Consider the following 12,636-nt stretch of genomic DNA (forward strand, 5'->3'; position numbering starts at 1 on the left):
CCCATTCGACCACCTCGGTCTCTCCTCGACTGACCGATTCCAGCCACCCCGCATCACCCCGCATCACCAACACCCTTGACACCATCCTGCACTTGGCTCCTACTGGACCCCGCGCTTCCCGTTTGACAACGTTGTCCAACATGCTTACGCAGGAGGAAAGGCTCGGTATGCAGGTCGGTATGCAGGAGAGAACCGGACCCCGGCGCAGACAATGGCATACAGCCGCCCTCGTGGCGGCCGCCTCACTGCTCGTCGTAACGGCCCAGTCCGCCGCCATAGCACAACCCGCCCAACCCCGTCCGGCGGAAAAGGAATTCACGTCTTCTTTCGAGGCGGACGAACCTCAGCCGGACTGGCGGAACACCGTCGAAGTGGGATCTGACGGAGAGAAGCGGGCATCGGGTGTCGATGGCGGCTTCACCACCGGAATTCCAGGCAATGTCACCGACAGGGTCGTGGATCTGCGCGCCAGCGACGAGAACACAAGCGGCGGCGAGGTCAAGGAAAACCTGATCGATGTGCAGCCCGCCACGAAATGGCTGGCGTTCGAGCCGGCCGGCTGGCTCGAGTTCGACCTCGATGAGCCGGTCAAGGTCGTCACGTACGCCCTGACCTCGGCGAACGACCACGCCGAGCGGGATCCCAAGGGCTGGAAGCTCCAGGGCTCCGCCGACGGCAAGGAATGGAAGGACCTGGACTCCCGGACGGGCGAGACCTTCGGGGAACGCTTCCAGACGAAGTCGTACGACATCGGCGAACCGGCGGCCTACCAGCACTACCGGCTGGACATCACCGCGAACAACGGCGCTTCGGACGCGACCCAGTTGGCCGATGTGCAGTTCTCCAACGGAGACACGAGCACCCCGGCGCCCCAGGACATGCGCACCCAGGTGGACCGCGGCCCGTCCGGCTCCCCCACCGCCAAGTCCGGCGTCGGATTCACCGGCAAGAAGGCGCTGCGGTACGCCGGTCAGCACCAGCCCGACGGGCGGGCGTACTCGTACAACAAGGTCTTCGACGTCGACACGGCCGTGCGGCGCGACACCGCGCTCTCGTACCGGATCTATCCCTCCCTCCCGGAGACGGATCTGAACTACCCGGCCACGAACGTGGCGGTCGATCTCGCCTTCACCGACGGCACCTATCTGAGTGATCTGAAGGCCCTCGACACGCACGGCGGGCTGCTGACCCCGCAGGGCCAGGGCGCCTCCAAGCGGCTCTACGTCAACCAGTGGAACCAGGTCGACGCCCGGATCGGAGCGGTCGCGGCCGGCAAGACCGTCGACCGGATCCTGGTGGCGTACGACGCCCCCAAGGGCCCCGGGAAGTTCCAGGGCTGGATCGACGACCTCACCCTGGCCCCCAAGGCGCCGGAGAAGCGGCTCGCGCATCTGTCGGACTACGCGTCCACCACGCGCGGCACCAACTCGAGCGGTTCCTTCTCACGCGGCAACACCTTCCCGGCGACCGCCGTGCCCAACGGCTTCAACTTCTGGACGCCGGTGACCAACGCGGGCTCGAACAGCTGGCTGTACGAGTACTCCCGCGCCAACAACGCCGACAATCTGCCGACCCTGCAGGCGTTCAGCGCCAGCCATGAGCCCAGCCCCTGGATGGGCGACCGGCAGACCTTCCAGATGATGCCGTCGGCCGCCGCGGGCACGCCCGACGCGTCCCGTACGGCACGGGCGCTCCCGTTCCGGCACGAGAACGAGACCGCGAAGCCGCACTACTACGGCGTCACGTTCGAGAACGGCCTGAAGGCCGAGATGACCCCGACCGACCACGCGGCGATGATGCGGTTCACCTATCCCGGTGACGACGCGAGCCTGGTCTTCGACAACATCTCCAACGACGGCGGGCTGACGCTCGATCCGGCGACCCGTTCCTTCACCGCGTTCTCCGACGTCAAGAGCGGGCTGTCGACCGGCGCCACGCGGCTGTTCGTATACGGCGTCTTCGACGCGCCCGTCACGGCGGGCTCCAAGCTCACCGGCGGCGGGGGCGACGACGTCACCGGCTACATGCGCTTCGACGCCGGCAAGGACCGCACCGTCACGCTGCGCCTGGCGACTTCGCTGATCAGCGTCGACCAGGCGAAGAAGAACCTCGCCGACGAGATCCCGGCCAACGGCCGCTTCGAGCAGGTCGAGAAGCGGGCGCAGAACGCGTGGGACGACATCCTGCGCCGCGTGGAGGTGGAGGGTGCGGACCACGACCAGCTGACCACGCTCTACTCCAGCCTCTACCGGCTCTACCTGTATCCCAACTCCGGTTTCGAGAACACCGGTTCGAAGTCCCGTCCGAAGCAGCAGTACGCCAGCCCGTTCTCGCCGCAGACCGGACCCGACACGCCGACGCAGACCGGGGCGAAGATCGTCGACGGCGAGGTGTACGTCAACAACGGCTTCTGGGACACCTACCGGACGACCTGGCCCGCGTACTCCTTCCTCACCCCGAAGAAGGCGGGCGAGCTGGTGGACGGCTTCGTCCAGCAGTCCAAGGACGGCGGCTGGATCTCCCGCTGGTCCTCGCCCGGCTACGCCGACCTGATGACCGGCACCAGCTCGGACGTGGCCTTCGCGGACGCGTACGTCAAGGGTGTCGACTTCGACGCGGAGGCGGCGTACGACGCGGCGCTGAAGAACGCGACGGTGGCGCCGCCCAGTTCGGGCGTGGGCCGCAAGGGCATGGAGACGTCCCCGTTCCTCGGCTACGCCTCCACCGAGACCCATGAGGGCCTTTCCTGGTCGCTGGAGGGCTACCTCAACGACTACGGCCTGGCGAAGATGGGCGAGGCGCTCTACAAGAAGACCAAGAAGGCGCGCTACAAGGAGGAGGCCGCGTACTTCCTCAACCGCGCCCAGGAGTACGTCTCGCTCTTCGACTCGAAGGCCGGCTTCTTCCAGGGCCGCGACCTGAAGGGCGACTGGCGGGTGCCCTCCGGCACGTACGACCCGCGCGTGTGGGGCTACGACTACACCGAGACGAACGGCTGGGGATACGCCTTCACGGCCCCGCAGGACTCGCGGGGGCTGGCCAACCTGTACGGCGGCCGATCGGGTCTCGGGGACAAGCTGGACACCTACTTCGCGACGCCCGAGACGGCCGGGGCGGAGTTCGTCGGCTCGTACGGCGGCGTCATCCACGAGATGACGGAGGCGCGTGACGTACGGATGGGCATGTACGGCCACTCCAACCAGGTCGCCCACCACGTCACGTACATGTACAACGCGGCCTCGCAGCCCTGGAAGACCCAGGAGAAGGTCCGCGAGGTCCTCTCCCGGCTCTACACCGGCAGCGAGATCGGCCAGGGCTACCACGGCGACGAGGACAACGGCGAGCAGTCCGGCTGGTTCCTCTTCTCCGCGCTCGGCTTCTATCCGCTGGTGATGGGCAGCGGGGAGTACGCGGTCGGCTCGCCGCTCTTCACCAAGGCGACCGTGCACCTGGACAACGGCCGCAAGCTGGTCGTCAAGGCGCCCAAGAACAGCGCCAAGAACATCTACGTCCAGGGCCTGAAGGTCAACGGCACGGCGTGGAACTCCACGGCCCTTCCGCACGACCTGCTCGCGCGCGGCGGCACGCTGGAGTTCGCGATGGGCTCCAAGCCGTCGAAGTGGGGCACGGGCAAGGACGCGGCGCCGGTCTCGATCACCCAGGACGACAAGGTGCCCTCCCCGCGCACCGACGCCCTGACCGGCACGGGCCCGCTCTTCGACAACACCTCCCGCACGGCGGGCCAGGTCGAGTCGGCCGACCTCCCGGTGGCGTCCGCGACCCGCGCGGTCCAGTACACGCTGACGTCGTCCAAGGCGGCGGAGGCACCGACGGGCTGGACCCTCCAGGGCTCCACGGACGGCACGGACTGGAAGACGCTGGACACCAGGTCGGCCCAGTCCTTCGCCTGGGACAAACAGACCCGCGCCTTCACGGTGACGGATCCAGGCACGTACACGAAGTACCGCCTGGTGACCACGACCCCGTCCACCCTGGCGGAGGTGGAACTCCTGCGGTAGTCCGCTCAGCAACCGAACGGGCCACCGGCGCAAGCCGGTGGCCCGTTTCGTGAGGGCCGTGTTCCGTACTGGTGTGTACGGAACACGGCCCTCGCCACTCACCGCCGTAAGGGCTACTTGCGGATCAGGCTTCGGAGCACGTACTGCATGATGCCGCCGTTGCGGTAGTAGTCCGCCTCGCCCGGGGTGTCGATGCGGACCACCGCGTCGAACTCCACGCCGGTGTCCGTCGTGACCTTGACCGTGCGGGGGGTCGAGCCGTTGTTCAGTTCCGTCACGCCGGTGAAGGAGAAGGTCTCCTCGCCGGTCAGGCCCAGGGCCTCGGCCGAGGCGCCCTCCGGGTACTGGAGCGGGAGTACGCCCATGCCGATCAGGTTCGAGCGGTGGATGCGCTCGTACGACTCGGCGATGACGGCCCGCACGCCGAGCAGCGCGGTGCCCTTGGCGGCCCAGTCGCGGGACGAGCCCGAGCCGTACTCCTTGCCCGCCAGGACGACCAGCGGGGTGCCGGCGGCCTGGTAGTTCTGGGAGGCGTCGTAGATGAAGGAGACCGGGGCGCCGTCGACGGTGAAGTCGCGGGTGTAGCCGCCCTCCGTGCCCGGCGCGATCTGGTTGCGCAGGCGAATGTTGGCGAAGGTGCCGCGGATCATGACCTCGTGGTTGCCACGGCGGGAACCGTACGAGTTGAAGTCGCGGCGCTCGACGCCGTGCTCCGTGAGGTACGTGCCGGCCGGGGTGTCGGCCTTGATCGCACCGGCCGGGGAGATGTGGTCGGTGGTGACCGAGTCGCCCAGCTTCGCCAGCACGCGGGCGCCGGTGATGTCCGCGACCGGGGTGGTCTCCATCGTCATGCCCTCGAAGTACGGGGGCTTACGGACGTAGGTGGACTGCGGATCCCACTCGAAGGTGTTGCCGGTCGGGATCGGCAGCGCCTGCCACTGGGCGTCGCCCGCGAAGACGTCCTGGTAGGACTTGTTGAACATGTCCTCGCCGATGGCATTGGCCACGACGTCGTTGACCTCGGCCTCGGTGGGCCAGATGTCCTGGAGGTAGACCGGCTTACCGTCCTGGTCGATGCCCAGGGCGTCCTTGGTGATGTCCACCTTCATGGAGCCCGCGAGGGCGTACGCGACGACCAGCGGCGGGGACGCCAGGTAGTTCATCTTGACGTCGGGGTTGATCCGGCCCTCGAAGTTACGGTTGCCGGAGAGCACCGCGGCGACGGCCAGGTCGTGCTCGTTGATGGCCTTGGAGACCTCTTCGGGCAGCGGGCCCGAGTTGCCGATGCACGTGGTGCAGCCGTAGCCGACGAGGTTGAAGCCGACCTTGTCGAGGTACGGGGTGAGGCCCGCCTTGTCGAAGTAGTCGGTGACGACCTTGGAGCCCGGGGCGAGGGTGGTCTTGACCCACGGCTTGCGGGTGAGGCCCTTCTCGACCGCCTTCTTGGCCACCAGCGCGGCGGCGACCATGACGTACGGGTTCGAGGTGTTGGTGCAGGAGGTGATCGCGGCGACGGTGACGGCGCCGTGGTCGATCTCGTACGTCGAGCCGTCGGGGGCCGTGACCAGCGTCGGACGGGTCGGCACGCCATTGGCGGAGGCCGGGGCGTCGGAGGCCGGGAAGGACTCCTTGCCCGCCTCCTCGTCCTCGGAGACGTAGTTGCGTACGTCCTCGGCGAACTTCTGCTTGGCCTCGGCCAGGATGATGCGGTCCTGCGGGCGCTTCGGTCCGGCGATGGAGGGGACGACCGTGGAGAGGTCGAGCTCCAGCTTCTCGGAGAAGTCGGGCTCGGCGGCCGGGTCGAGCCAGAGGCCCTGCTCCTTGGCGTACGCCTCGACGAGGGCGACCTGCTGGTCGCTGCGGCCGGTCAGCCGCAGGTACTTGAGGGTCTCGCCGTCGATCGGGAAGATCGCGGCGGTCGAGCCGAACTCCGGCGACATGTTGCCGATGGTGGCGCGGTTCGCGAGGGAGGTCGCGGCGACGCCCTCACCGTAGAACTCGACGAACTTGCCGACGACGCCGTGCTTGCGCAGCATCTCGGTGATCGTGAGGACCAGGTCGGTGGCGGTGGTGCCGGCGGGCAGCTCGCCGGTCAGCTTGAAGCCGACGACGCGCGGGATGAGCATCGAGACGGGCTGGCCGAGCATCGCGGCCTCGGCCTCGATGCCGCCGACGCCCCAGCCCAGCACGCCGAGGCCGTTGACCATGGTGGTGTGCGAGTCGGTGCCGACGAGGGTGTCGGGGTACGCCTGGCCGCCCCGGACCATGACGGTGCGGGCCAGGTGCTCGATGTTCACCTGGTGGACGATGCCGGTGCCGGGCGGGACGACCTTGAACTCGTCGAAGGCGGTCTGGCCCCAGCGCAGGAACTGGTAGCGCTCCTTGTTGCGGCCGTACTCCAGCTCCACGTTCTGCGCGAACGCCTCCGGCGTACCGAACTTGTCGGCGATGACGGAGTGGTCGATGACCAGCTCGGCCGGGGCCAGCGGGTTGATCTTCGCCGGGTCGCCGCCGAGCTCCTTCACGGCCTCACGCATGGTGGCGAGGTCCACGACACAGGGCACACCGGTGAAGTCCTGCATGATCACGCGGGCCGGCGTGAACTGGATCTCCTGGCTCGGCTGCGCCTGGGAATCCCAGCCACCGAGCGCGCGGATGTGGTCGGCGGTGATGTTCGCGCCGTCCTCGGTGCGGAGCAGGTTCTCCAGCAGCACCTTCAGGCTGTAAGGGAGGCGCGCGGAGCCCTCGACCTTGTCCAGCTTGAAGATCTCGTACGACTCGTCACCCACGCGCAGCGTGCTGCGGGCGTCGAAGCTGTTCGCCGACACGACATTCTCCTTCATCAATGTGCGCGGACTACCGCGCTGTACCTCTTATTGCGGCTACGCCGCGTGGTGCCACACGGCTCCTCGCCGATCCGCTAAGGTAAGGATTAGTTAGGTAACCCTTACCGTTTGGCGGCCGCGGTGCGCCTTCGGCAGATATCTCGATGTCGAGATAACTCTAGTACATGACCGCCGCCCGGTCATGTCCGGGCGTGCCACCGGGGGGCCGAGTGGCTGTACCGGCTGGGGTGGATCGTGCGGGGGCCGTACGTCGAGCTGTGACACGGGTCGCCTGCGCCCAGGCCGGGGCGCGCGCCCCGGGGGCCGGGGAACGCGGAGTCGGAGGGCGCGACGGAGAGCGGAACGGAGGCGCATGGATGGGCGCATTGGTCTACGCCAACCGCCCCTGTCCTTGTATCCTCATCCGTAGCCAGTAGCACACAATCCCCCCACCCAGGTTGCGTGCTGGCGCGGGCGACTCCCACACCACTGCCCCCAGCAGCCGGGTTCCCCCCACTCGCCTCCTCTAGGAGAGCCACGGTGAAAGTTCGCACCAGAAGCTCGGCAATCATCGGCGCCATCTGCCTCATTGCTTCCCTCGCCTTAGCCACAGCGTCCGCCGACGAGCCCGCCGCCCCACGTCAGGCGGCGGAAGTCACGCTCAAACAGGTGGCCACAGCCCAGAATCCGATCGCCGGCGCCGCCGGGCCCGATGACACGGTCTGGATCGCCGAACGCGCGGGCACCGTACGGGTCCTGGGCGATCAGGGGCTCGGCGAGCCCGTCCTCGACATATCCGGCGAGACCACCACCGACGGCGAACGCGGCCTGCTGGGCATCGCGTTCGACAAGGAGTTGGCGCACTTCTACATCTCGTTCACGAACCTCGAAGGCACCAGCACCGTGGACGAGTTCGCCGTGCAGGACGGCGCGATCCAGCCGGACACCCGGCGCACCGTCCTCACCCAGACGCAGCCGTACTCCAACCACAACGGCGGCGACATCAAGTTCGGCCCCGACGGCTACCTCTACATCGCGCTCGGCGACGGCGGCTCGGGCGGCGACCCGCACGGCAACGGGCAGAACCTCGACACGCTGCTCGGCAAGCTGCTGCGGATCGACCCGAGCGGCGGCGACCCGTACGCGATCCCGGCGGACAACCCGTTCGTGGACAACCCGAACGCGAAGGGCGAGATCTGGGCATACGGGCTGCGCAACCCGTGGCGGTTCTCCTTCGACGCGGGCACGGGCGACCTGCTGATCGGCGACGTCGGCCAGAGCGCCTGGGAGGAGATCGACTGGGCCTCGGCGGACAGCAAGGGCGGCGAGAACTACGGCTGGTCCGCGATGGAGGGCACCCACACCTTCCGGGGCGGCACGGAGCCCGCGAACCACGTGCCGCCGATCCACGAGTACGACCGTAACGGGCTGGGCTGCTCGGTGACCGGCGGATATGTCTACCGCGGCGAGGCGATCCCGGACCTCAAGGGGCAGTACGTGTTCAGCGACTACTGCGACGGCACCGTCCGCGCTCTGCAGATAGAGAACGGCCAGGTGACCGGCGAGAGCGACCTTGGCGTCAACGGCGGCGAGGTCATCTCGTTCGTACAGGGCGGCGATGGCGAGCTGTACGTGCTCGCCATCGGTGGCACCGTCTCCCGCATCGACCCGGCGTAACCAGCCCGACGCATAAAACACCAGGTCAGGCCCGGCGCTGCGAAATCAGCACCGGGCCTGATCCGCTGTGCGGCGGCGGAAGTCGAGGGGCCTTGATCGCGGAGGCGCAGCAGGCCCGAGGGCTAGGGCAGGGCCTCCCGTATCGCTTTCGCGGTGGTAGTCGGGTCGTAGCCCTCGGGGACGCCTTCGAGCAGGATGATGTCGCCCTGGATGTGCCGCGAGCGGAACGGCGCGATCTCCTGGTACGCGGGAGAGTCCCACCAGCCCCGCGCCTCGGCGATCCCCGGGAAGCCGATCACCACGACGTTCCCGGGCCAGGTGCCCTCCTTCACCTCGTGCTGCGTGGCGTGTACGAGGAAGCGGCCGCCGTAGGGCTCGAAGGTGGCGGTGATGCGCTCGATGTACTCAGCGATCTCCTGGTGCGGGGCGGCCTCTTGCAGGTTGGCTATGGCGTAGGCGGGCATGGTGTCCTTCCGGTCGGTCGGGCTCCGTACAGCGGCGATCGTGGCAGGCGTACGAGCCGGGGTCGATGACCTGAGAGGTAAGCGGCCCCGGCTCGCAGCGCGCCGCACGTTCCGGGGCCGACCCTGAAACACCGCACCGCGCCGGTGAGGCCGGGGCTTGCCCGCCGTCGGCGTAATGAAGGGCCCCGCGCCGCTGCCCGATCACGCTGGGCCGGGTGAGCAACGGCAGAGCGGACGAGAAGAGCCCGGACCGGCTGATCGCCCTGTCCGACGGGATCTTCGCCATCGCCATGACCCTGCTGGTGCTCGACATCCATGTGGCATCGGGACTGGACGCGGACGGTTTCCGCGACGCGGTCCGCGATTCGCTGCCCGCGCTCGGCGCCTACGCGTTGAGCTTCACCATCCTCGCCGCGCTCTGGCGCGAACACCGCCGGATCCTGCGACTGGCCCGGCGCGTGGACGGGCTGTCCCTGCGGCTCGCACTCGCCGGCCTGGGAGCCATCGCACTGGTCCCCTTCCCGACGACCATGCTGTCCGAGTACGCCTCGCAACCCCTGGCCGTCGCCGTGTACGCGTCGACCATCTGCGTCATCGACCTGCTGGAACTGGCGGTGTTCCTCACGATCTGGCGCCGCCCGCAGATGGCCCACCCCATCTCCGACCGCGTCGCCCGGAACATCCTCACGGACCTCGGCACGACCGTCCTGGTCTTCGCGGCAACGGTGCCGATCGCCTTCGTCTCCCCCACCGCGGCCCTGTGGACGTGGCTGTCGCTCGTCCCCATCAAGATCGCGCTCGGAAGGCGGGAACGGTCCCGGGCCGGCCCGGACACCCGCTGAGACACCGCTCCCGGGCGGCGCCCGACATCCGGTGCGGCGGGGCGTCGTCTCGCGGCGTCCCACCCGATATCCGCTGGCCCGCGGGCACCACGCCCGCCACAGTGGGCGGATGCCCACGCCCGATGCCCCGTTCCTGCCCGGACTTGAGCTCGCCAGGATTCTGTACGAGGAGGCTGTGCGGCCCCTCCTCGATGACGCCTTCCCCGGCCTGCGCCACGCCGCCGCGCGGGTCGGAACCGGCTCGGAGGTACTCGGCTTCGACACCGCGAGGTCGGCCGATCACGAGTGGGGGCCACGGCTGGAGCTCTTCCTCGCACCGGACGAGGTGGCCGAACACGGCGCCCGTATCCGCCGGCTCCTCGCCGACCGGCTGCCGAAGGAAGTACGGGGCTGGCCCACCCACTTCCGGCAGGCGGACGATCCGCTCGATCCGGTCGGGCTCATGGAGCCGACGGGCGGCCCGGTCAACCACCGGGTCTCCACACAGGATGTGGGCGCCTGGCTGACCCGGGAGACCGGACTGACCGGACTGACTGAACTGGCCGGACTGGATCCGACGCGCACCGAACCGACCGTCCGGGACTGGCTCGCGACGCCGCAGCAGAAACTCGCCGAGGCCACCGCCGGTGCGGTGTTCCATGACGGGCCCGGCACCCTCACCGCCGTACGGCGCCGGCTCGCCTGGTACCCCGATCAGGTCTGGCGGTATCTGCTGGCCTGTCAGTGGCAGCGGATCTCCCAGGAGGAAGCGTTCGTCGGACGCTGCGCGGAAGCCGGGGACGATCTCGGCTCGGCGGTGGTCGCGGGACGGCTGGTGCGGGATCTCATGCGGCTGTGCCTGCTCCTGGAGCGGCGGTACGCGCCGTACGGCAAGTGGCTGGGCAGCGCGTTCGGCCGGCTGGCAGTGGCCGAGGAGCTGATGCCGTCGCTGCGGGGCGCCCTGGCGGCGACGGCCTACCCGGAGCGGGAGCGCCACCTCTGCGACGCGTACGAGACGGTGGCCTCGCTGCAGAACGAGTCCGGGCTCGTCGAACCGGTGGATCCGCGGCGCCGCCCGTACCACAGCCGGCCCTTCCTGGTGCTGCGCGCCGACCGATTCGCACAGGCGCTGGCGGGGACGGTCACCGATCCGGACCTGCGAGAACTGCCGCTGACAGGCGGCGTGGACCAGTGGGCGGACAACACGGACTTCCTCCACCGACCGGCCCCGATCCGCGCGGCCACGAGCACGCTCGGGCGCGGCCGGTGACCGGTGGCCCTCAGGCCGCACCAAGGAAACGGCGCTGAGTACCTGCGCGCGGAAGATGAGTACGTTCCCCGACCCCACAGCCGCCCGGCGCTGATTCCATGGGGCAACATGATCACGAATGACTCGCGGCTCCCCGTTGCCCACCGCACCTGGTGGAAGGCGCCCATGGCCGCCACCCTGCCGGGTCTGCCCCTGCTGGTCGGGGAGCTCAGCATGTTCTACTCCGAGGGCTACACCAGCGGCATCGAAATCGGGATCCTTCTGGGCGTGGCCCTGCTCGCGGTCGCCTGGCTTCTGCCGCACCGCCGGTCCATGCGGGGGCTGCGCATGATGACCGCCGGCGGCGCGCTCGCTCTGGCGATACTCCCGCTGCTGTACGCGGTGCTGCTGGGTGTGGCGATGTCCTCGGGCTGACGCCACCGGGAGAATTGGTCTGGTTTTTTGGCCCTCAATCGGACCGGTACACCGAACCGATCGACGCCTAGGTTGAAGTCACCGCACGTCAACACCCGAAGGGGTCGACTGCGCCATGCGAAGAACACGCAGGACCAAGGGAGTTCGACATGCAACGACGTCGTATCGGCGGGCCGTCCGGGGTCTCGGCCGGGGTGCTGTGCCTGGGGACGCTGCCCTTCGGGAGCACCGTGGACGAAAAGACGTCTTTCGCCATCCTCGACCGGTTCGTCGAGGCCGGCGGGAACCTGATCGACACCGCCAACAACTACGTCTTCTGGCACCCCGGCACCACCGGGGACGAGAGTGAGACCACCATCGGCCGGTGGATGGCGAGCCGCCGGGTGCGGGACGAGGTGCTGATCTCGACCAAGGCCGGCGCTCGTCCCACTGTCCCTGGCACCGGACTGGAAACGGCCGAAGGGCTCTCCGCGGCCGCGATACGGAAGGCCGCGCAGGAGAGTCTGCGGCGCCTGGGCACGGACCGGATCGATCTGTACTGGACGCACATCGAGGACCGATCCGTCCCCCTGGAGGAGACTCTCGGCACGCTCAATGAACTGGTGTCGGACGGCCAGGTGTCCATCCTGGGCTGCTCCAACCACGCCACCTGGCGGACCGAGCGGGCGCGTGCCGTCGCCCTCGCCAACGGCTGGACGGGCTACACCTGTGTGCAGCAGCGCCACTCCTACCTTCAGCCACGTTTCGACATGAGCCTGCCGGAGTCCGGGCACGTCCACGTGACGCCGGAGCTGCTGGACTATGCGCGCAGCGAGCCGGACCTGACGGTCATGGCCTATTCGTCGCTCCTCTCGGGTGCCTACACCCGGGCCGACAAGCCGCTGGCGGCGGCCTACGACCACCCGGGCACCGGACAGCGCCTCGCCGTGCTGCGCGAGGTGGCCGCGGAGCTGGGCGCGACCCCCAACCAGGTCGTTCTTGCCTGGCTGCTCGGCGGAGACCCGCCGGTGGTTCCCGTCGTGGGCGCGAGCTCCGTCGAGCAACTGGACGACGTACTCGGCGCTCTCGCCGTGGAGCTGGCACCGGACCTCAGGGCGCGGCTCGACCAAGCCGCCCTGCCGGTGTCCGCCACGCCGGTGTCGTAAC

8 protein-coding genes are annotated in these 12,636 nt (G+C 68.9%); 6 read left to right on the forward strand and 2 right to left on the reverse strand.

Features of this window, described 5'->3' with window-relative positions:
• Positions 1-179: 179 nt before the first annotated feature.
• Positions 180-4,019, forward strand: a complete 3,840-nt coding sequence (locus ACFVWW_RS07230; protein WP_386876398.1) for a GH92 family glycosyl hydrolase — start codon at positions 180-182, stop codon at positions 4,017-4,019.
• A 113-nt stretch (positions 4,020-4,132) separates the two neighbouring features.
• Here ACFVWW_RS07230 and acnA read toward each other — a convergent pair whose 3' ends face one another.
• The gene (acnA, locus tag ACFVWW_RS07235) at positions 4,133-6,847 is read right to left on the reverse strand and encodes an aconitate hydratase AcnA (protein ID WP_384190204.1); all 2,715 of its coding nucleotides are present in this window, start codon (positions 6,845-6,847) and stop codon (positions 4,133-4,135) included.
• Positions 6,848-7,384: 537 nt separating this feature from the next.
• On the opposite strand from acnA, the gene ACFVWW_RS07240 reads away from it, so the two are divergent.
• Positions 7,385-8,521, forward strand: coding sequence for a PQQ-dependent sugar dehydrogenase (locus ACFVWW_RS07240; protein ID WP_386876400.1), 1,137 nt, complete (start codon positions 7,385-7,387; stop codon positions 8,519-8,521).
• Positions 8,522-8,643: 122 nt separating this feature from the next.
• On the opposite strand, the gene ACFVWW_RS07245 is transcribed toward ACFVWW_RS07240, so the two are convergent.
• Positions 8,644-8,985 carry a DUF1330 domain-containing protein gene (locus ACFVWW_RS07245; protein WP_386876402.1) on the reverse strand — a complete coding sequence of 114 codons (342 nt, stop codon included), beginning with the start codon at positions 8,983-8,985 and terminating at the stop codon, positions 8,644-8,646.
• Positions 8,986-9,200: 215 nt separating this feature from the next.
• Here ACFVWW_RS07245 and ACFVWW_RS07250 point away from each other — a divergent pair, with 215 nt between their 5' ends.
• The 4 genes from ACFVWW_RS07250 (at position 9,201) to ACFVWW_RS07265 (ending at position 12,635) form a co-directional block, all read left to right on the forward strand.
• Positions 9,201-9,827 (forward strand): TMEM175 family protein, encoded by a 627-nt coding sequence (locus ACFVWW_RS07250; RefSeq protein ID WP_386876404.1) that lies wholly within the window; start codon positions 9,201-9,203, stop codon positions 9,825-9,827.
• A gap of 109 nt (positions 9,828-9,936) precedes the next feature.
• Entirely contained in the window at positions 9,937-11,076 is a 1,140-nt protein-coding gene (locus tag ACFVWW_RS07255; protein ID WP_386876406.1) for a DUF4037 domain-containing protein, read from the forward strand.
• Positions 11,077-11,184: 108 nt separating this feature from the next.
• Positions 11,185-11,490, forward strand: coding sequence for a hypothetical protein (locus ACFVWW_RS07260; protein ID WP_384329429.1), 306 nt, complete (start codon positions 11,185-11,187; stop codon positions 11,488-11,490).
• Between the two features lie 149 nt (positions 11,491-11,639).
• Positions 11,640-12,635, forward strand: coding sequence for an aldo/keto reductase (locus tag ACFVWW_RS07265; protein WP_384190217.1), 996 nt, complete (start codon positions 11,640-11,642; stop codon positions 12,633-12,635).
• Position 12,636 lies beyond the last annotated feature (1 nt).

The organism is Streptomyces sp. NPDC058198 (genome assembly GCF_042882605.1).
In the GTDB taxonomy this organism is placed as follows: Bacteria; Actinomycetota; Actinomycetes; order Streptomycetales; family Streptomycetaceae; genus Streptomyces.

Bases quoted from the DNA above. Each gene is read 5' to 3' on its own strand.
- ACFVWW_RS07230 (WP_386876398.1), top strand. From the start codon at position 180: ATGCAGGAGAGAACCGGACCCCGGCGCAGACAATGGCATACAGCCGCC.
- ACFVWW_RS07245 (WP_386876402.1), bottom strand. From the start codon at position 8,985: ATGCCCGCCTACGCCATAGCCAACCTGCAAGAGGCCGCCCCGCACCAG.
- ACFVWW_RS07255 (WP_386876406.1), top strand. From the start codon at position 9,937: ATGCCCACGCCCGATGCCCCGTTCCTGCCCGGACTTGAGCTCGCCAGG.
- ACFVWW_RS07260 (WP_384329429.1), top strand. From the start codon at position 11,185: ATGATCACGAATGACTCGCGGCTCCCCGTTGCCCACCGCACCTGGTGG.
- ACFVWW_RS07265 (WP_384190217.1), top strand. From the start codon at position 11,640: ATGCAACGACGTCGTATCGGCGGGCCGTCCGGGGTCTCGGCCGGGGTG.